Source organism: Cutibacterium sp. 37298 (assembly GCF_023838685.1).
Taxonomy (GTDB): domain Bacteria; phylum Actinomycetota; class Actinomycetes; order Propionibacteriales; family Propionibacteriaceae; genus Cutibacterium; species Cutibacterium acnes.
The window spans coordinates 104228-123945 of record NZ_JAJNRJ010000001.1; the positions used below are offsets into that span (position 1 = coordinate 104228).

Below are 19718 nucleotides of genomic sequence, written 5' to 3' on the forward strand. Positions count from 1 at the left end.
ACAGTCGTGGTTGGTGGCCACGCCGCACGGCGCTGGAGAACCCTGACCTGCCACAGTTCATGCAGCATCCGTGGTGGATACGGGCAGAACCCGGGGCCGCCACGTGCAGGAGATCTCTCGTGGGTGGTTCGGATCGAGGGCGTTGAGCACCATCTGGTAGGCGACGGGATCATAGGGTAGGCGGCCGTGGCCATAGGTATCCAGAGGGCAGGCGTCCTGCACGGTCATGTTCTTGGCGCCCTTGAGAAAGGCTTGCGTGTAGGGCGTGACCGTCGTGTCGAGCCGGGTGGAGATGACGGTGTAGGCGATACCCGGGACGGTGTCGCCGTCACGGTAAACCTGTTGCATCAACGCTGATCCCTTGAGCTGCTGGCCGTAGGCCTCCATGTTGTGGTCGTAGCTCCACGTGCTAAGGAAATCCTTCACAGCCTCGGGCAGGCCGTCGACAAGCTTGTCGAGACCGACGGCGGTGGTGCCGTGGTTGGCGGCCACCAGTCCGATCAGCTTGTCGACCTTGGACGCTCCGCCATACATCTTGATGTAGGCGTTCGGCAGGATGCCGCCACCCTGCGAATGTCCGACGAAGTCGACCTTCTCAGAGCCCGTCGCTTTCCGGACCCGATCCACAAAGGCACCCAGCGCCTGCGCGGAGGCGCGCACGTCACCGGTGAAGCCCCAGCCCTCGTCGAGGATCCCCACGGGGACATTGGTGGTGAAGGTGTAGACACAGTACCCCTCATGGGCCAGATGGGGTCCGTAGAAGGACCATGTGGCGAACGCATTGCCGCCAGTACCGGGAATCAGGATGACCGGTCGGTCGCCGGGCTTGACCTTGCAGGAGAAGTCGTTCACACCCCGCGGCGCCACACCCAGGTGCTTCTCGCTGTAGGAACGCGCCATCGACGACGTATGGAATTCCGGCCCGACGCCGTTACCGGGAATACCGTCGGGGCTGTGGGCTGCCTGGACCAAGGGATGGATATCCCCCGGCGAAGTAACAGCCTGCGCAATCGGCGCGGCAGCCATCAGGACGGCCACACTCGCGGCCATGACGGCGAATCGTGCGTTGATCTTCATCAGTGACTCCTCAGCGGAACACGGGGCGAATTTCGTGAATCATATTGATTCAATTCGAAAAGGGTAGCCTACAAAAATTTCATCTCAAGGGGTAGCCTAAACGATACATCACATTGAGAATTCTCCTAACTCGGTCAGTGAGGTCAACGCCCCTAAGGTAACCCCCGAGAGATTCCATACGACTTGGCGGTGGGGATCAGCGGGGGCGCAACTCCCCGTAGGGTGTCCTGCTGCTTGCCCTCGGCGTTCCACGATATGACCTGCGGCAAGCCCCTTGGCCTTCTAGCCAGACAGGCGCCATACTAAGGCCAACTGAAGCTATCCACACAATCCAATCCCCAGCTTAAGGCTCCATGCAGGAAATAATAACCGCACAACTGTGAACGAAAGTTATCTGATATGATCGAACGCTATACTTTCGTGAGCCCGCCGGTCATGCTAATTTCGCGGCTACTTGGCGCGCTATAGCTCCGTGTATCACGCTCGTCACCCCACCGAAGAGCCCTCTTCATATATGCTGGTACCTCGCCAGTCATCTCCAGCCCGATTCATCCTGGCGGCTGTTGGTAGTTGACATTAGAAGAAGGAATTGCCATGCGTCGAAAGTCTGCCCTCGGATTTGTAGCTTTGTCCCTGTTCGCCACAGGGATGAGCGTTGCCACAGCAGTGCCGGCAACTGCCTCGCCGGAGGATACGGCAGCGCCAGTTCGCGTCGACGCTTCACGGTGGACCACCCAGGGGCGTTGGGTGACCGACGCCCAGCACCGCGTGGTCATCACGCAGGGGATCAACGAGGTCGCCAAGAGCGCCCCCTACGCCCCCGATGCCGTCGGTTTCGGTGAAGACGACGCAGCCTTCCTCGAGGCGCAGGGGTTCACCAGCGTCCGGCTGGGGGTGCTGTGGGCCGGCGTCGAGCCTCGGCCGGGCGTCTACGACGACGCTTACCTGGCCCGGGTCGAACGCACCGTGCGGATCCTCAACGCCCACGGCATCGCCAGTGTCCTCGACTTCCATCAGGACATGGTCAACGAGAAGTATCAGGGGGAGGGGTGGCCTGCCTGGGCCGCGCTCGACCACGGCATGCCCAACATCGTCAAGACGGGCTTCCCCGGCAACTATTTCCTCAACGAGGCCGTCAAATACTCCTTCGACTCCTTCTACGACAACGCCAAGGCCTCCGACGGCATCGGTGTTGCCGACCACTACGCCAGCGCCTGGCGACATGTGGCCGAGCATTTCCGAAACGTGCCCGGCGTGCAGGGCTACGACCTGTTCAACGAGCCGTTCCCGGGCCACCGCTACACGCGGTGCCTCACGCAGCTCGGTTGCCGCGCTGCTGACGCGCGACTGTCGGCCGTCCAGCAGAAGACTGTCGACGCGATCCGCTCGGTCGACAAGGCCACCACTGTCTGGTACGAGCCGATGCAGTTCTTCAACATAGGTGTCGGGACCAACGTCCGGCTCACGGGATCCAACCTGGGATTGAGCTTCCACGACTACTGCACCAGCCAGGCCACCCTCCACTCCTATGTCGGATGCACTGCGCCCGACAACCGGGTCTTCACTAACGCAGAGAAGCATTCACGTCAGACCGGGTCGGGGCTGATGCTCACCGAGTTCGGCGCCATCACGACCCCCGCGGTGATCACGTCCCAGATGGACCTGGCAGCTCGCAACCGGGTCGGCGTCCAGTGGTGGGCCTACACTGCCGGTGATCCCACCACAGCCGGCCCGGGCACCGAGCAAGCCCTCGTCGACGACCCAGCTCGGCCACCCCAGGGGACCAACGTCGAAAGCGCCAAGCTGGCGCTGATCGCCGTTCCCCACCCGGACCGTGTCGCGGGCACCCCATCCGCGTACCACCACGACCGGTCCCGACGCGTGTTCACCATGACCTGGACCGCCCAGCGGCCCGACGGGTCGAGCGCGGAGGAGTCGGACGAGACGACTGTGGTGGTCCCTGCCATCTCAGCGCCCCACGGGTACGACGTGCAAGCGTCCGGCGCCCACGTCACCTCCCACCCAGGCGACCGGGTGGCGCGGTTGCACCTCAACCAAGGCAGTGCCACGGCGAAGGTCACGATCACCCTGCGCTAACCCTTCAAGCGTCTTCAGCACCGACCTATAAGTCTCCCAGACACTTTTACGACCGGCCCTCCCCCTTGGGGTGGGCCGGTCCTTTTCGTGTCGTGGGATGCACCTGGCAGCACCACCTCCGGCCCCCATGGAGAACAGTAGGTATCCTCGCAGGGTACTACGGCCAAGGCATATTTGACGTTCCACGCTTGCCACTGCCGTCTTAGGGCCATACTGCCGCCACGCAGCTGAGACGGTGACCAATCGGGTAAGGTGACTGGTTGCCGTAGCCCATGTGAGGCCGGTGATAGTTGTAGTGGCGTGCTCAGCCCCCTGAACTCACCCCGCCGTTCAGCCTCAGAGGTGTAGCAAGCGGACGTAAGCTCAGCTAATCGGTCAAGGCGTGGTGGAATCTCTCGGTCTTCCCATTGACATATACGCGATATATCCGAGTCCACTGGCGTGTGATACCCAGTATCAGCGCCACGAGGACGGTCAGCCACTCCAACGTCACCTGCAGCGCGTGGGCATGGGGAGTGAGCAGGGCGTTGAAACGCACGACCACCACAGCGAGGGAAACTGCCAGAATGAGGAATAGGCACGACGCCGCTACCCCGCCGACGAGAGTCAGCACGTTTGAGGCAGTGAGCAGGTATAACCCCATGGCAGATACAACTCCCGCAGTCGGCAGGTTCGTGACCGTGGGAGGTTTCGCGGACGGGGTGCCCGCGACACGGTCCGGGCGGGGAACGGCGATCAGCGCCAGCTTGACGCCTTCGACGTTAATCCCCTCTGTGATGACCACGCGGCGCTGTACGTCGGTCACCCAGCGTCACTGAGTGGTCCACCGTGAAGCGACAACGCAAACCGGCGCTGCCGTATCCGCCGGCGAGGCAGTTGCCGGTGTTGCTGCGGCAATGCCCATACCTGTGGCGAACAACAAATCCGAGGAATGAGTAGAGCTTCCGGTCAGATTGAATAACTTTCGTTCACAATCGTGGCGGGGAGGTTAGTAAGGGGTTCTGACGAGAGAAGGACTTTGATAGTCACTGATCGGCCCCAATGGCTGTTCCACATCCCTCGAGGAGGATTCCCATGAAGCGTTCGGCTCTTATCATCCCGATTTTGACCGGGGCAGTGCTTGCACCGGTGGCGCCCGCGGTCGCCGTGGCGGCGCCAGCTCCGGTGAGCCAGTCTGCTGCGCGCCAGCATGCCCAGGTCGACGCCGAGCAGGCGCTCGCGCAGGTCAATGCCCGCATCGCCGAGCTGCATAAGATGCCCCAGGCGCAGGTTCCCGCAAGCGAGGCTCCGAAGGTCAACTACGGCGAGGAGATCCGCAAGCTCCTCGACACGGCCTTCGAACTGCGCACCGCGATCGAGTCGATCATTGCCGGCAAGGTGCCGCCGGTGGATCTGTCCACCATCCCGGCTCGTGTCGACCTGCTGACCACCAGCGTGAAGACCATCCAGCAGGCCAACCATAACCTGGTCAACAAGGTGGAGGCTGCTCACGTCGAGCTGGGCTTCTCAATCACACGCGCCCTGATCCGCACGATCAACCCAACCAGCACCGCAGCGCAGTTGGCCGAGAGCAAGGCCGACGTGCTGTCCACGTACGCGAAGGTCGCGGCCTACCGCGACCTCAAGCCCACCGACGCGGCGACCGTGTACGTCAAGAACCGCCTCAACACGAAGATCTGGCAGACACGGATCAACCGTGACAAGTACCTCCTCGGCAAGAACGCAGAGGGGTACAAAGCGATCAACAAGGCACTCACCCACGCAACCGGTGTGTGGTTCAATCCCGCCACCACCGTCAAGCAGGTCGACGACGAGGTGAAGGCTCTGGACCTCGCTTTCCAGGCCACTCTGGACCGGGGGCCGGCTGATGGGAAGCTGCGTACCAACTGACCCACCCTCCCGGGACTTCCGTAGAAGGAGACTGGCTCGCCTTGCCCGTGAGCCCGGTCTTCTTCTCCCCTATTGACGTGTCGTCCAGGGCTTGGTCCGCGACGGATTCGCCCCACGGGTCGTCCACTTGGTGGATCATTTGTGGCACACGAGAGTTCACAGCCGTGACCGTTCAGGAACGGTCACGGCTGTGAACGCGTCCAATCGGTGCAGCGTCGAGAGGCGTTCGGCGTCGTTGCCCAGAAGGGTTCGGGCGGTATTGGTTGTCGTGGTGGAGCCAGAGTCCAGCACGCTGCGTCGTTCGGTTTCCGAGGTGTAGCAGCGGGCGTTGACGAAGTGGCCACTGGCAGTGGCTTGGCGGGTGACGTCGAGTGCTCCGGTGCGCCAGGGTGCCGCGGTGTCTAAGCCAAGTTGCGTGGCCCAGTCCTGGGAGGTGACCCCAACGGGCATGGCCAGCTGAACCCCTCGTTCGCGGTCGGTCGTGACTCAGGATCTCGTGGTTTGAGGATATTGCAGGTGGGAGTATATCGGTCTGGGATTCAAGTCTCCGTCATCCAAAGCTGCCCAAAAATCTCGCTGTTGACGTTCGCATCGCCGAATCGGGGCATCTCCTGGCAGCTCCGTGTAGTTCGCCGCGAGTATGAACCCCGGCAAGAGCCTCCCCACACCAGGCAGACTGGACCCACCGACCATGGAAGGAACCCCTGTGAGCAACCAGAACACATCCTCCGTCATCTTCGTGTGCTGGGGAAACATCTGTCGTTCCCCGATGGCTGAATTCGTCGCCAGGAAGGTCTTCGCCAACGAAGGCCTGGACGCTCGCATCACCAGCGCCGGTGTCAGCGATGAGGAACACGGCGGCCCGATGGATTCGCGAGCCAGGTCCGTCCTGAAGTCCCACGGATACCCCTGCTCGGGCCACAATGCTCACCAGATCGACGGGTCCGAGATCATGTCCGCCGACCTCGTCATAGCCGCCGAGCCACGCCACATCCAGATGATGAAGCGAATGGCCCCCGACGCCGACAACCTCCGTCTCATCCGCGACTACGACCCCAACTGCACCCCTGGCACCTCCCTGCCGGACCCCTGGTATGGCTCGGCCGACGGGTTCGAGGACACCCTCGACGCCATCGAGGCCGCAATGCCCGGAATCGTTGACGAGGTCCGCTCACTGGCCTGACCAGTTCCCCGCCATGGCGCTGGTCCCCCGAGACCAATCGTTGCGGCACTATAGGCTGTTCCCATGAGCTTGTTCTTGGTCGGCGGAGGATACGACGACTCACTGGTGGAGGTCTATGACGAGTTCGTCTCCCAGGCCCGCCATCACAATGCTGATGCTCCGATTGCGGTGGTCGTGGCCGGTCCGCCCTCCGAGTCCGCCGACCACGCCGCCGAACTGACGCGGATCGTCACCTCCCGGTGGGTTGACGCGAACATCCTCACCATCCACCTCGACGGCCCGGGTACCGCCCCGACGGTGGGCGACCCGGCCACCCCGCTGTGGGCCGAGGACGAGTCCTTCCAGCTCCCCGACAATCTCGACGCCCTTGCCGGCATCATCGTCGACGGCGGTGCCGTCCCCAGTTACATCAACGGTCTTGCACCGGCCGCCGAGCAGCTCTCGATGCTGGTGCGCGGCGGTGCTCCCTGGCTCGGCTTCTCCGCCGGCGCAATGACCCCGTGTGTCACCGCCCTGGCAGGTGGCTGGAAGCTACGAGGTCGTCAAGTTGGCCAGCATGCCGGAGCTGAAGGATTTGACGACGTCACCTTCGTCGAGGGCCTCGGGCTCGTCAGTCTGACCGTCACCACCCACAACGACACCCTCTCTGGCGACGGCCTGCTCATCTCCGCAGTTGAGAGCGGAATGGTACCCGCCGCGGTCGCTGTTGATGAAGCCACCTGCCTACGGATCGATGCATCGACTGGCCATACCGAAGTGATGGGACGAGGCCTGGTTCGGTGGTTTACCCGCGAGGTCAACGGCATCATGGTGCGTTCCCAGCACGCGACCGCCCCTGAATCAACTCCTCCCCCACCGAAACTCCGTTTCGAGGGTCTAGCCAAGGTAGCTGCTGCCACTCGTGCCGCCCATGACAAGGAAGAACGCGAGAAGGAAGCCCGTCAGCGCGCTCAAGAGCGGCGCCGTGCCCGGAAGGCGAAAGCCGACACCACTGATGAAGCCGCGCCCACCGATGAGGCGACAGCTCCTACCGAGGCCATCCCCGCACCCAGTGCGGACACCGAACCCGCCACACCGACCCCGACGGAGGACGTCAGGCCATGAGCATGCACATTCTCGTCGTTGATGACGACCGCGCGGTGCGCGAGTCCCTCGCTCGATCCCTGCAATACAGCGGTTACGAGGTCGATAGCGTCGCTGACGGTGTAGAGGCTCTCGCCCATCTATCCGGAAGCCACCCCGACGCCGTCATCATGGATGTCATGATGCCTCGTCTGGATGGCTTAGAGGCCACCCGGATGTTGCGCAGCAACGGCAACGACGTGCCGATCCTCATCCTCACCGCTCGCGATGCTGTCGACGATCGCGTTGACGGCCTAGACGCTGGTGCCGACGACTATATGGTCAAGCCGTTCGCCCTCGACGAGCTCCTCGCCCGACTGCGTGCCCTCACTCGCCGTTCCCGCCCCGAACCGGGTCCGGACGAAGCCCCTGAGCAGTTGTCCTTCGCTGACCTCACCCTTGATCCAGCCACCCGCGAGGTCACCCGCGGGAACCGTCGCATCAGTCTGACGCGTACCGAGTTCGCCTTGCTGACCGTCTTCCTACAAAATCCGGAGAGGGTGCTGGAACGGTCCTGGCTGCTCCATGAGGTGTGGGGATTCGACTTCCCGACCACTGCGAACTCCCTTGAGGTGTATATCGGATATTTGCGCCGCAAAACCGAGCACAATGGTGAGGCGCGTCTCATCCACACCGTCCGCGGTGTCGGGTACGTGCTGCGGGAAGCGAATCCGTGATCCGTCATTGGTGGCGGAGGTTGCTCGATTGGCGCCCGCGTCCCCTGCGTATGACCATGGGGCGTCGAGTCAGCCTCCTGGTATCGGCGTCTGTCGTCGTCGCGGTCGCTCTGACCTCTTTGTCGGCATGGCTCATGACGCGCATCTCGCTGTATAGCGAGCTGGACGAACAGCTCACCCGAATGGCGACTACCATCTCGCCAAGTGTCGCCGCCGATCCTCAAAACCTCGGTGGTTTGGAAGCCAGCTCGTTGGCCGCCACCAACACCACCCTCATCCTGGTACGCGCCGACGGCCAAGTCACCACGGCCCCTGGAGCTGAGGTCACCGTCACCACGGGACCTCAAGAGCTAGCAGTTGCCCGCACCGGGATCGGGGTTAAAGCACACACCGTCATTGACTCCCGCGGTGTTCCGGTACGTATCGTCGCGGTCCCCTTCATCTCAGATGGCGTCCACTACGCTCTCGTCACAGGCCAGGACCTCACCGGGACCAGGGCCACCCTAGGGTCGCTATGGATCGTCCTCGTCGGCACCGGATTCGTGGGCATCGTGCTCACCGCCATCGCTGGATATGTGGCAGGCAACTCTGCGACCAGCCCTTTGCGCGACCTCTCGCGAGCTGTTCATCACGTCACCACCACCGAAGATCTGACGCCCATCCAGGTCCACTCTCATGATGAGCTAGGCGATCTTGCCGTGTCGTTCAACAACATGCTGTCCTCGTTGTCGAACTCCCGGGAGCGTCAGAAGCAGCTCATCGCTGACGCCTCCCACGAACTGCGAACCCCCCTGACCTCGATGCGCACCAACGTCGAGTTGCTGATGGCCGACCAGAAGAGCCACATGCTCCCGGAGGAAGCACGCGGGGAGATCCTTGACGACGTGGCCGCCCAGCTTGGTGAGTTCTCCAGCCTCATTGGCGACCTCGTCCAGCTCTCGCGCGAGGACGCTCCTCCCCCGCGTCCGGAGTATTTCGACTTGTCAGATGCGGTGTCTAAAGCAGTCGAGAGGGGACGACGACGCGGCCCGAACCTGGAATTCGACGTCCACCTGGAGTCCCATTTGGTGCTGGGTGACGAGGCCACCTTGGAGCGGGCTGTCACCAACCTGCTCGATAATGCGGTGAAGTTCTCGCCCGCCGGTGGAACTGTGACGGTAACTATGGAGGGCGACACCGTCATCGTCAGTGACGAAGGACCTGGCATCACAGAAGCCGATCTTCCTCATATCTTCGACCGGTTCTACCGCTCTGATCGCGCCCGCAACACCCCCGGAACCGGCCTCGGTCTGTCGATTGTGGCTCATACCGTCACTAGCCATCAGGGTTGGATCAAGGCGTCGCGGGCCCCAAGTGGTGGCGCCATGTTCACGATGTATTTGCCGCGGGCGGAACCTCCGGTTGAGGAACCCACGGTGTCCTCATGATCGTGACCGCAGCTAGCGAGTTATCCACAGGAGACCGGTGGAAAACCGGTCCGGCTGGGCAAAACACATCAATGTCGTTCCCACAGGCGGGGTGAGAACCAGTGGATAAACCCTTAGTGACATCAACCCGTGACCAGCCTTACGATCCTGTTATGACCAGTCACGTCGTCGATCAACCCGGCCCTACCCTCATCATTCACGGTGGGGCCGGCAACGTCCCGTCACGTACTGGAGAGGAAGCCGAGACGTTTCGTCGCTCCTTGCGTCAGGCCTTTGCAGCCGGGCAGCGAGCCCTCGACGTTAGTGCTTGTGACGCCGTCATCGCAGCCGTTACAGCGATGGAAGACGATCCACTGTTCAACGCCGGGCGAGGTGGGGTTCTCACCGCAAACGGAACCGTCGAAACCGACGCCGCCGTCATGACTGGAGACGGACACGCCGGGGCGGTGTGCTGCTCACGTCACGCCCGCAACCCGATTCAACTAGCGCATAAGGTTCTGACGGATTCACCCCATGTGTTGCTGTGTGACCCGCCCGAACAGGTCTGTCAAGACTGGGGTCTTGAGGTCGCGCCACCGGAGTACTTCGTCACCCAAGCGCGCCGCGATCAGTTAGAGCGGGTGCTAGCCGGACGACAGCACGCCCCGAAACACGGCACCGTCGGGGCGGTTGCCCGAGATCGTCACGGACACCTAGCTGCAGCCACCTCAACCGGTGGGATCGTCGCCTCGTCGCAGGGACGCATCGGGGACTCTCCGGTCATCGGGGCCGGCACTTTCGCCCGCAACGGAGTCGTGGCAGTCTCCTGCACCGGCGATGGTGAGGCCTTCCTCCAAAGGGTAGTAGCTCATGAGGTTGACGCGCAGATGAGACTGGCAGGACAGCCCGTCGACCGCGCAGCTCTGGGAGCCCTCACCGACGAGGTCTCATCGCGCCTCACTGGCCACGCCCCAGCAACCGGTGGCCTCATCGCCATCGACTCTTGTGAACGATTGGTAGTCTGCCACGTGTCAGCGTCGATGCTGGCTGCCTGGCCAGACCACGGCGAAGTTCTCACCTCGGTGTAGTGAAGGTCAGCGCACCACGGGAAGATCGGGCCCAAACTCCAGTATCTGTTCAACGGCCCAGGGACTCAGTAGGGCCGGCATTGACCGGGCCAAGCCATACATGTCCTGCCAACCAACCCAGGCCACCTCTTCAACCTCGTCAGGGTCTGGGTTAAGTTCGACGAGCTCCTCTGGCAGGGACAATCGGGCAACAACAACCGGACAGAACTCGTCCTCCACGATGCCCCCGGAGTCGGTGGCGCGATAGGAGAAATCTGGTAGCACGACGCGCATCCGACGCGGATCAAGGTCGAGTCCGAGTTCCTGGTGAGTACGACGCACGGCGGCGTCAATAATCGTCTCCCCTACACGTGGATGCCCACAACAGGTGTTGGTCCACACCCCTGGCCACGCCACCTTCGTCAAAGCGCGCCGGGTCACAAGTACCCGACCGCCTACGTCAAGAACGTGACACGAGAAGGCGAGATGCCTAGGGGTATGTTGACTGTGGACGGTCGCCCGGGGAGCGGTTCCAATGTGGTTGCCGTCATCGTCAAGCAGGATAACGAAATCGTCATAACCGGAATCCGCGCTCGTCCCCACGTTCTCGCCATCATGATGACTCATGACGTCAAGTTACCAATAACCGCGAGTCCCGCGAAGTCGAATACGCTGTAGCTTGACGATATTGGCCCAATGTCGCCTCCTAGGCACGATTGAGACGCTGCTGATCCGTCCACCCACCCCTGATGGGAGAGCCATGGCGCACATCCTCGACATCACCCTCGCGGTGATCCTCATCCTCCGCGCCCTGCGCGGATGGACCCGAGGAGCAATTTCTGGGATCGCCAGCCTCATCGGCTTGATTGGCGGAGTCTGGGTAGGGCTGTGGGCGTCGGGAGATATCGTGTCCCGGATCACCAACAACTCATCGTCCTGGCTTGCTACCGGACCACTACGCTTTGGCGTCGTCCTCGTCATCGTCGAAGTCATCCATGGCCTCTGTAATGGGCTCGCCCGCCGCATATGCCACGCCTCTGAGACAGCAGGGTTAGGGGCCCTTGACCGGATTGGCGGCGCATTGCTGTCTGCGACCGCCACGGCCTTGGTAGTGGCGGTGGGGGCAACGGCGTTGGCCCCACTTCTGCCTCCCCAATGGACTCAGGCTATTGACGAATCAGCCGTCATCAACACCACCAACCGCGCAATTCCACCCCAAATCAATCACGAAGCGGCACGGCTTATCGGCCAGATGGCCGATACCTTCCCGAAGGTCTTTACCGGTCAGGACCCTCGTCTGCCCGGAGATGCCCCCGACGACTCCGCCGCCAATAGCCCTGGAGTACGACAAGCGGCGAGGTCCATCGTCAAAGTGAGATCACTGTCGCATCAATGTGACCGGGCCTCGGAGGGCACCGGATGGGTCAGCTCACCGCACCGCGTCGTCACCAACGCCCATGTGGTCGCCGGATCTGACACAGTGACGGTGCAGGTTGGAGGCCAAGGCGCCCGCCTGCGAGCGCGTGTCGTCGCCTACGACCCCGACCTCGACCTTGCCGTGCTCGCTGTTCCTAAACTTAAGGCTCCTGCCCTAACAATGACCTCATCGGTAGACGCCGGGGACTCGACGGTCATCGCCGGATTCCCGCTGGACGGACCGTACACAGTCAACGCTGCGCGAGTGCGCGGGGCAATAACGGCTCGTGGCGAGAACATTTACGGTGACGACGATGTCGTCCGCGAGATCCTGTCTTTGCGCGGCACCGTGCAACCGGGCAACTCAGGCGGTCCATTACTGACCACCGACGGAAAGGTGGCGGGCACGATCTTCGCCAGGTCCACCTCGCAACCGCAAACCGGCTACGCCCTCACCAACCGAGAAACCCGGCAGCTCATCAGGTCTGGTACGTATGACTCCGCCCCGGCATCGACCGGGCGTTGCAGTGTCGCCTGAATCCGGAAAACCTTGGCCACCCAACCAACCAGGCGCCTCTTAGCGCTGCGCACATTTGCGGCTATCATCAACCCAAAACAACTCTGACAAGGTCTTTCGCACGTGTGGCAATCGGGTTCACGACTGCTGGCCATGCGGCACGCGATGGCAACCCATGTCAAGGGCAACATGTCCGCCACGACATGGTCCTCGGACGCGATTAGGATGCCCTGCATGGCTGTTTTCATTGTCGAAACCCATTACGATCCCGCCCATTCCGAGGAGCGCATGGCTGCGCGCCCGGCCCATCTGGAGAACCTTGACGTCATGCGCGAGCGTGGCCAGCTCGCCAATGCCGGCCCGTTAGCCGACGGAAGCGGGGCGGTGCTCATCTATACCGTGCCTGACCGTGACGTCCTCAACCACTTACTGGAGGCTGACCCCTATCCCAAGACGGCCGTCAAAGTAACCTCCGTTCGCGAGTGGAAGCCGAATTACCACCATCACGTCTGAGGCCGGCGGCAGCAGAGGGCTCGGGGGTTGAAACACGTGATGTTATGGAGTCATGACGTCACCGCTGCTGTTCCAACCCCTCACCCTTCGTGGATTGACGGTTCGCAACCGCGCCTGGCTGCCGCCGATGTGCCAGTATGCCGTGGATTCTCAAGACGGAATTCCCGGCACCTGGCACCTCATCCACTATGGATCTTTCGCTGTGGGGGGCTTCGGCCTCATCGTCGCAGAGGCCACTGCGGTCAGCCCTGAAGGCCGCATCAGCCCTTGTGACACCGGGTTGTGGGATGACGCCCAGGTGGCAGCTTGGCGCACCATCACTGACGCTGTCCACGAGCTTGGCGGCACGATTGCTGTCCAGTTGGGCCACGCTGGCCGGAAAGCCTCCACAGAGAAATGGTGGCCGGGTTTCCATGGCGGGGTGGTTCCTCCCGAAAAGGGCGGCTGGATTCCTGTCGGTCCAACTGCCGCACCCGCCGATGGCAAGCAGTACGCCGGGTCGCCCGTCACCGCCCTTAACGAGGACGGCATCTCGAAGATTATTGACGACTTCCGGGCTGCGGCATCGCGTGCCGTGGTAGCCGGATTCGACGCTGTCGAGATTCATAGCGCCCACGGCTACTTGCTACATCAGTTTTATTCGCCGCTGTCCAATACCCGCACTGACGGTTGGGGAAGCGATTATGACGGACGAGTCCGTCTGCCGTTGGCGGTCGCTGACGCGGTGCGTGGGGCTATTCCCGACGACATGCCTCTGCTGGCCCGCCTCTCGGTCACTGACTGGCGTGACGATGGCTGGTCAGTCGAGGACTCGATCGAGCTGTCGCGTCGATTCGCCTTGGCTGGCGTCGACCTTGTGGATGCCTCCTCAGGTGGTAATTCGTCAGCCCCCATCCCGGTAGCCCCGGGATACCAGGCCGATTTAGCGGCTCGGGTGCGCGCCGAGGCGGATGTTCCCACCGCCACGGTCGGGATGATCTGGACCGGCGAATTAGCCGAGGATCTACTCAACAAGGGGTGTGCCGACGCCGTCATGGTTGGCCGGGCAGCCCTGCGTGACACCAACTGGCCACTGCGCGCCGCCCACGAACTTGGCGTCCCCAACGAGGAGGCCCCGTGGCACCCGGCGCGATTCCGCGGCGCCTGGCGGTGACAGTCGGTTTCACCACCACGGTCGGCCGCGCGTGGCTGAGAATTAGTTCGTCACGTGACCCCAGGCACACGTATAGTGCTCGAATCGGCGATGTCGATGACGACTCCACGCCGATTGGCCGTGTCCGTCGGGACCTACCGCAATCGCCACGCCCGACGAGTTGATGCGGTCCCGCCAATGCCGGGGGACGAGATGTCAGACGCACAGAGCACCAGGTCAGCATCAGTACGCAGCGAATCGGACGTGTACCGCGCAGTATGGAACACCGTCAAGGGGTCGATGGGCAACCTCGTCGAGTAGTTCGACGTGTACACGTACACGACGTTCGCAGCCTATTTCGAGGACCAGTTCTTCTCGCCTGACGACCCGCACAAGAGCATCTACATCTACGCGATTTTCTGGGCGACCTTCATCATGAGGCCGTTCGGATCGTGGTTCTTCGGTCGCTGGGCCGACCGTCACGGACGCCGGTCCGCCCTCACCATGGCAGTGACAATCATGGCCGTCGGCTCCCTCGTCATCTCCGTGTTGCCCACCCGAGGCACCATCGGAGTGGGGGCCCCGATCCTGTTGCTCATCTGTCGTATCGTGCAAGGATTCGCCACAGGAGGTGAGTACGGCACCTCGGCCACCTACATGTCAGAAGCCTCCACCAAGGGACACCGCGGTTTCTTCTCCTCGTTCCAGTACTTCACCCTCGTGGGTGGTTTAGTGACAGCCCAGGCCGTCCTACTCCTGCTGTCCTCCCTCATGAGTGAGGCCACGATCCATGCCTGGGGATGGCGCATCCCATTCTTCATCGGTGGCGTCGCAGCGCTCATCGTTTTCTTCATGCAGAAGACGATGGATGAATCGCTGAGTACCGAACATCTTAAATCCGTGCGGTCGAGTGAGGACAGCTCGTCAGGAAGTCTGAAAGAGCTCTTTGGAAACCATCTCGGTAACTTCCTCCTGGCTTTTACCATCGCCAGCGGCGGTACCCTGTGCTTCTATGTCTACACCGTCAATGCACCGAATATCGTCCATTCGACTTTCAGCAGCACTCCGATGGCGGCAACCGCGGTCAACCTCATCGCCCTATTCATCCTCATGCTCGGGCAACCGCTGGGAGGCCTCATCGGTGACCGGATCGGACGCAAACCGGTGTTGCTCTTCTTTGCCGCCGGTGGAGTCGTTTATACCTGGGTTCTCGTGACCTGTCTGTCGCATGCCCGCAAGCCCGTAACTGCATTCCTCATGCTGCTCATGGGCTATATCTTCCTTACCGGATATACCTCGATCTCCGCAGTTGTGAAGTCCGACCTTTTCCCAACCGATGTCAGGGCGCTGGGTGTTGGGATGGCCCATGGTTTCGCGAATTCCCTGTTCGGCGGCACGGCTCCACTCATTTACGTGTGGGCGAAACAGGGTGACGCGATCCCCGCCTTCATCGGGTATGTGACGGCGCTGTCCGCGGTCACCTTCCTTACGATCCTCTTCGGGCTGACCACACGGACTGCGTCACACCTGGATGCGCCGACGAAGGGTGGGCACGACTAACAAAGCGGCAGTTACTCGCCCCGGTACGCGGTGATTTCTCCAACGTTTCAGGCGGTCGAACACGATGCTACGAAGCCAAACTGCCGACGGCGAGGCCCGGGAATATCCTCCGTTGACTCCCCTTGCTCGCCCTTCATATAGTGACGAATGCACGTGGTTCCCGTGTTCGCACGGGCCAAGAGGGAATCCGGTGTGAATCCGGAGCTGCCCCGCAGCGGTATATGAGAACGACCGCCGTCATGACGCACTGTGCTTTGGCATGGGAAGCGACGGCTAGTAGGAGTCCGATCAGGACGAGCTCATGAGCCCGAAGACCTGCCAGGTGTGGTCCCGCAACCGCGGGGCCCGGTTCGCGATCTCGCGGGAAGTATCGCAGCGTTCAGGGGGACCACTGTCCCTGCCGCATTCCGCCCGGTCGCGTGCCCACGGCATCGCACGGAGGAATTGCAATGAGCGCCGACCCCATTTCGACCATCCGCGTCCGCAAGCGTGACGGGTCTTTAGCCCCCTACGACGGCAACGAAGTCGCTGCCTCGATCATGGACTCGGCCCGCGGCCTTGACGACGCCGTCGCCCGGGCAACCCTGCTGCAGGCAGAGGTGGAGATCACCCTTTTTGACGGGATGACCACCGACGCCCTCGACGAAGCCGTCATTCAGGTGGCCCTAGGCAACGCTAAGGACGATCCGGCCTTTGACACTATCGCCAGCCGGATCGCCGTCAAGAAGCTCTACAAAGAGGTCTTTGGCGACACCCATGACGATCTAGGTGACGTCGACCCCGAGAGGGTGCAGGATCTGCACCGCAACTATTTCCCGCGCACGATCGCCAAGCTTGTCGCCGATGGTCACCTTGACGAGCGTCTGGGACGAGATTTCGACCTCGAGACGCTTGCAGCTGCCCTCGACCCCACTCGTGACGACCTCATCGGGTTCATGGGCGTGCGCACCATGATCAACCGTTATCTCTTGCGCACTCCCGATAAGCAGGCTTTGGAGGTACCGCAGTACTTCTGGATGCGCGTCGCGATGGGGCTGAGCCTCACTGAGGACGATCCCACTTCCTCGGCGCTGGCCCTTTACGACTCCATGAGCAACCTGCGCCACCTGGCCGCTGGATCCACCCTTGTCAATGCGGGGACGCCATCGGCTCAGCTATCTAACTGCTTCGTCATGCGCACTGAGGACAATCTGGAGCACATCGCCCAGACGATCCGCGACGTCATGTGGATCACCAAGGGCACCGGCGGCATTGGGTTGTCGATGTCGGATCTTCGCTGCGAGGGATCCCCGATCCGCTCAGATAACACTGCATCAACTGGGCCGATCCCCTTCATACACACCTTTGACTCCACACTGCGTGCGGTCTCTCGGGGAGGCAAGAAGCTCGGCGCCTTGTGCTTCTACCTGGAGAACTGGCACATGGACTTCCCGCAGTTCCTCGACCTGCGGCAGAACTCCGGTGACCCGTACCGACGCACCCGCACCGCCGACACTGCGGTGTGGATCTCCGACGAGTTCATGAAGCGTGTCGCCAAAGACGAGGACTGGTACCTCTTCGATCCCGCCGAAACCCCGGATCTCACCGAGCTTACCGGATCGGACTTCTCCAAGCGTTACGCCCAGTATGTCGAGCAGGCGGAAGCTGGCAAGATCAAGCGCTTTCGGCGCACTACTGCCCGCGAGCAATTCCGAGCCATCTTGGTGAGCCTACAGACGACGTCGCACCCATGGCTGACGTGGAAAGATAGCATCAATACTCGCGCGTTGAACAGCAATACCGGGACGATCCACTCGTCAAACCTATGCACCGAAATCTGCCTGCCACAGGACCGCGACCACACCGCGGTGTGCAACCTCGCCTCGGTGAACTTGGCGGCGCACCTCGCCGGCCCGCGTGGCAAGCGTCGTCTGGATTGGGACCAGTTGGCCGCCACCACCCGGCTGGCGGTACGTCATCTCGACAACCTTGTCGACATCACCGCCTCTGCAGTACCACAGGCTCAGCGCTCCAACGAGGAAAACCGCGCAATTGGTCTAGGCGTCATGGGTCTGACGGATATGCTCGAGCAGATTCGAGTCCCCTACGACTCCCCGGATGCGTGCGAGATCGTCGACCGGGTCGTTGAGTTCATCAGTTGGCACGCTATCGACACCTCGGCCGACCTGGCCGCCGAACGTGGGGCGTACCCAATGTTCGAAGGGTCGGGGTGGTCACGCGGGATGGTTCCCGTGGACACTTTGGCCGTCCTCGAGCGCGACCGTGGCATCCCTGTCGACGTCGACCGGACGACGCGGATGGACTGGGACGCGCTGCGCGCCAAGGTGCGCACTGGGATGCGCAATGCCACCTTGATGGCGATCGCTCCGACGGCGTCGATCGGCCTCATCGCGGGCACAACGCCCGGCCTGGATCCGCAGTTCTCCCAGATGTTCTCCCGAACCACCTCGGCCGGGAAGTTCCTCGAGGTTAATCGCAATCTCGTGGCGGACCTCAAGGATCTGGGCCTGTGGGAGACGATCCGCGAGGAATTGCTGCGTCGTCAGGGTGATCCCAGCGAGATTGAGGCAATTCCGGCGCCCTTGCGTCGTCTTTACCGCACCTCCTTCACCCTGGACCCGATGGCCTACCTCAACGTGGCCGCTCGGGCGCAGAAGTGGGTGGATCAGGCCATTAGCCGCAACATCTACCTGGCCTCGCGGTCGGTCGGTGACATGGAGGACCTCTACACCGCAGCTTGGCGAATGGGTGTCAAAACGACGTACTACCTGCACATGCTGCCTCGCCACACCGCCGAGCAGTCGACGGTGGCCGTTAACAAGGCCGCCGGGCGTCGGAACGGCCCACGTCGCGGATTCGCCACTGCGGTGCGTCGGGCCTCAGGTGCCGCGACGATCAGGAAACCGGTTACCGAAACGCTCAATGCGAGCGTGGAGCCCGTCGTCTCCCTCGACCTTATCGACGGCGCCTCCTGCCCTGTTGACCCCCAGGAGCGCCAACAGTGCGAGTCCTGCCAGTGATTGACCATACTGCCCGCTGAAAGCGAGAACACCGATGATCCTTGGTTCTGGAATCCAAGAGGGGCTGCTACTCAAGCCCGTCACCTACTCCTGGGCGTACGACCTCTACAACCAGGCTGTGGCAAACACGTGGTTTCCCAACGAGATTCAGCTCGATGAGGACCTTGCCGACTTTGCCCGGATGACCCCAGACGAGCACCATGCCTTGACCCACCTCATGAGCTACTTCAACCCCAATGAGCTGCTCGTCAACAAAGCGCTGGCTTTTGGGGTCTACCCCTATGTCAACGCTGCCGAGTGCCACCTATACCTGGCCAAGCAGATGTGGGAGGAGGCCAACCACTGTATGGCCTTCGAGTATGTCCTCGAAACCTTCCCGATTGACCGCGACGAGGCCTACCGATCCCACATCCACGTCCCCTCAATGGCTCGCAAGGAAGCTTTCGAGGTGGCGTTCATCAAGCGGATGACCGAGCAGACTCTTGATATCACCACCGTCGAGGGTAAGCAGGACTTCGTGCGCAACCTGATTGCCTACAACATTATCCTCGAGGGGATTTGGTTCTACTCCGGCTTTATGGTCGCATTGTCGTTCCGTCAGCGGAACCTCCTTCGCAACTTCGGTTCCCTCATCGACTGGGTGGTCCGTGACGAATCCTTACATCTGAAATTCGGGATGAACCTCATTCTGACGGTGCTGGAGGAAAACCCCGAAATCGCCACCGACGAGTTCGCGGCCGAGATCCACGATATGATCGTTCAGGGAGTCGAGATGGAGGAGCAGTATAACCGTGACATGCTCCCGCGGGGGATCCTCGGAATGAACGCTGATTACGTTAATGACTATGTCAAATACCTGGCAGATCGTCGTCTCGAAGAACTCGGATTCGAGCCAGAATACCGCGTAGTTAACCCTGCCAAGTGGATGGCCACGGCCAATGACACCTTGCAGGTTGTGAACTTCTTCGAGGCCACCAATACCTCTTATGAGGTCAATGCCCACGCCACCGGCAGTCGGTGACGCGCGCCGCGACGAGTCGA

19 protein-coding genes, 1 pseudogene and 1 riboswitch are annotated in these 19718 nt (G+C 61.9%); of the genes and pseudogenes, 14 read left to right on the forward strand and 6 right to left on the reverse strand.

The genetic code is table 11. The features are described 5' to 3' along the window. Window positions 1-57: 57 nt before the first annotated feature. Window positions 58-1077, reverse strand: coding sequence for a triacylglycerol lipase (locus tag LRP59_RS00520; protein ID WP_002514532.1), 1020 nt, complete (start codon window positions 1075-1077; stop codon window positions 58-60). Between the two features lie 594 nt (window positions 1078-1671). Here LRP59_RS00520 and LRP59_RS00525 point away from each other — a divergent pair. Continuing rightward, window positions 1672-3174, forward strand: coding sequence for a cellulase family glycosylhydrolase (locus LRP59_RS00525; protein ID WP_002514533.1), 1503 nt, complete (start codon window positions 1672-1674; stop codon window positions 3172-3174). Window positions 3175-3541: 367 nt separating this feature from the next. Here LRP59_RS00525 and LRP59_RS00530 read toward each other — a convergent pair whose 3' ends face one another. Further along, window positions 3542-3910 (reverse strand): hypothetical protein, encoded by a 369-nt coding sequence (locus LRP59_RS00530; protein ID WP_370530981.1) that lies wholly within the window; start codon window positions 3908-3910, stop codon window positions 3542-3544. Continuing rightward, window positions 3884-4078, reverse strand: a pseudogene (locus LRP59_RS12190) (endoglycoceramidase); the annotation flags it as partial. The pseudogene LRP59_RS12190 and the gene LRP59_RS00530, both read right to left, overlap by 27 nt. Before the next feature lie 170 nt (window positions 4079-4248). Between LRP59_RS12190 and LRP59_RS00535 the strand changes: the two are divergent. After that, entirely contained in the window at window positions 4249-5064 is an 816-nt protein-coding gene (locus LRP59_RS00535; RefSeq protein WP_002514535.1) for a CAMP factor family pore-forming toxin, read from the forward strand. A 156-nt stretch (window positions 5065-5220) separates the two neighbouring features. Here the strand turns inward: LRP59_RS00535 and LRP59_RS00540 are convergent, their stop codons facing one another. Together LRP59_RS00540 and LRP59_RS00545 are read right to left on the reverse strand one after the other, a co-directional pair. Further along, the gene (locus LRP59_RS00540; protein WP_002514536.1) at window positions 5221-5514 is read right to left on the reverse strand and encodes a hypothetical protein; all 294 of its coding nucleotides are present in this window, start codon (window positions 5512-5514) and stop codon (window positions 5221-5223) included. A gap of 36 nt (window positions 5515-5550) precedes the next feature. Continuing rightward, entirely contained in the window at window positions 5551-5757 is a 207-nt protein-coding gene (locus LRP59_RS00545; RefSeq protein WP_002519513.1) for a hypothetical protein, read from the reverse strand. Window positions 5758-5770: 13 nt separating this feature from the next. Here LRP59_RS00545 and LRP59_RS00550 point away from each other — a divergent pair, with 13 nt between their 5' ends. From LRP59_RS00550 to LRP59_RS00570, 5 genes are all read left to right on the forward strand, one after another. Next, entirely contained in the window at window positions 5771-6247 is a 477-nt protein-coding gene (locus LRP59_RS00550; RefSeq protein WP_002514537.1) for a low molecular weight protein-tyrosine-phosphatase, read from the forward strand. A gap of 63 nt (window positions 6248-6310) precedes the next feature. After that, window positions 6311-7351: a cyanophycinase gene (locus LRP59_RS00555; protein ID WP_002514538.1), complete on the forward strand. Its 1041-nt coding sequence runs from the start codon at window positions 6311-6313 to the stop codon at window positions 7349-7351. Window positions 7352-7353: 2 nt separating this feature from the next. After that, window positions 7354-8046, forward strand: coding sequence for a response regulator transcription factor (locus LRP59_RS00560; protein WP_312845841.1), 693 nt, complete (start codon window positions 7354-7356; stop codon window positions 8044-8046). A 50-nt stretch (window positions 8047-8096) separates the two neighbouring features. Next, on the forward strand, window positions 8097-9473 hold the full coding sequence (locus tag LRP59_RS00565; protein WP_002520726.1) for a HAMP domain-containing sensor histidine kinase: 1377 nt from the start codon (window positions 8097-8099) through the stop codon (window positions 9471-9473). 152 nt (window positions 9474-9625) lie between these two features. Then, window positions 9626-10540, forward strand: coding sequence for an isoaspartyl peptidase/L-asparaginase family protein (locus LRP59_RS00570; RefSeq protein WP_252236800.1), 915 nt, complete (start codon window positions 9626-9628; stop codon window positions 10538-10540). A 6-nt stretch (window positions 10541-10546) separates the two neighbouring features. On the opposite strand, the gene idi is transcribed toward LRP59_RS00570, so the two are convergent. Further along, a complete protein-coding gene (gene idi / locus LRP59_RS00575; RefSeq protein ID WP_002514542.1) occupies window positions 10547-11146 on the reverse strand; it encodes an isopentenyl-diphosphate Delta-isomerase in 600 nt (199 codons plus the stop codon). A 133-nt stretch (window positions 11147-11279) separates the two neighbouring features. On the opposite strand from idi, the gene LRP59_RS00580 reads away from it, so the two are divergent. The 7 genes from LRP59_RS00580 to LRP59_RS00610 all read left to right on the forward strand — a co-directional run bounded on the left by LRP59_RS00580 (window position 11280) and on the right by LRP59_RS00610 (window position 19698). After that, window positions 11280-12473 carry a MarP family serine protease gene (locus tag LRP59_RS00580; protein ID WP_002514544.1) on the forward strand — a complete coding sequence of 398 codons (1194 nt, stop codon included), beginning with the start codon at window positions 11280-11282 and terminating at the stop codon, window positions 12471-12473. 213 nt (window positions 12474-12686) lie between these two features. After that, entirely contained in the window at window positions 12687-12965 is a 279-nt protein-coding gene (locus LRP59_RS00585; RefSeq protein WP_002514545.1) for a YciI family protein, read from the forward strand. A gap of 52 nt (window positions 12966-13017) precedes the next feature. Next, the gene (locus LRP59_RS00590; RefSeq protein ID WP_002514546.1) at window positions 13018-14118 is read left to right on the forward strand and encodes an NADH:flavin oxidoreductase/NADH oxidase; all 1101 of its coding nucleotides are present in this window, start codon (window positions 13018-13020) and stop codon (window positions 14116-14118) included. Window positions 14119-14193: 75 nt separating this feature from the next. Further along, window positions 14194-14418, forward strand: coding sequence for a hypothetical protein (locus LRP59_RS00595; RefSeq protein ID WP_002514547.1), 225 nt, complete (start codon window positions 14194-14196; stop codon window positions 14416-14418). 6 nt (window positions 14419-14424) lie between these two features. After that, the gene (locus LRP59_RS00600) at window positions 14425-15657 is read left to right on the forward strand and encodes an MFS transporter (RefSeq protein ID WP_002533002.1); all 1233 of its coding nucleotides are present in this window, start codon (window positions 14425-14427) and stop codon (window positions 15655-15657) included. Between the two features lie 137 nt (window positions 15658-15794). Next, window positions 15795-15995: riboswitch (cobalamin riboswitch) on the forward strand. Between the two features lie 111 nt (window positions 15996-16106). After that, window positions 16107-18677 (forward strand): ribonucleoside-diphosphate reductase subunit alpha, encoded by a 2571-nt coding sequence (locus LRP59_RS00605; RefSeq protein WP_002514549.1) that lies wholly within the window; start codon window positions 16107-16109, stop codon window positions 18675-18677. Between the two features lie 34 nt (window positions 18678-18711). Continuing rightward, a complete protein-coding gene (locus LRP59_RS00610; RefSeq protein WP_002514550.1) occupies window positions 18712-19698 on the forward strand; it encodes a ribonucleotide-diphosphate reductase subunit beta in 987 nt (328 codons plus the stop codon). The last annotated feature ends 20 nt before the right edge of the window (window positions 19699-19718 follow it).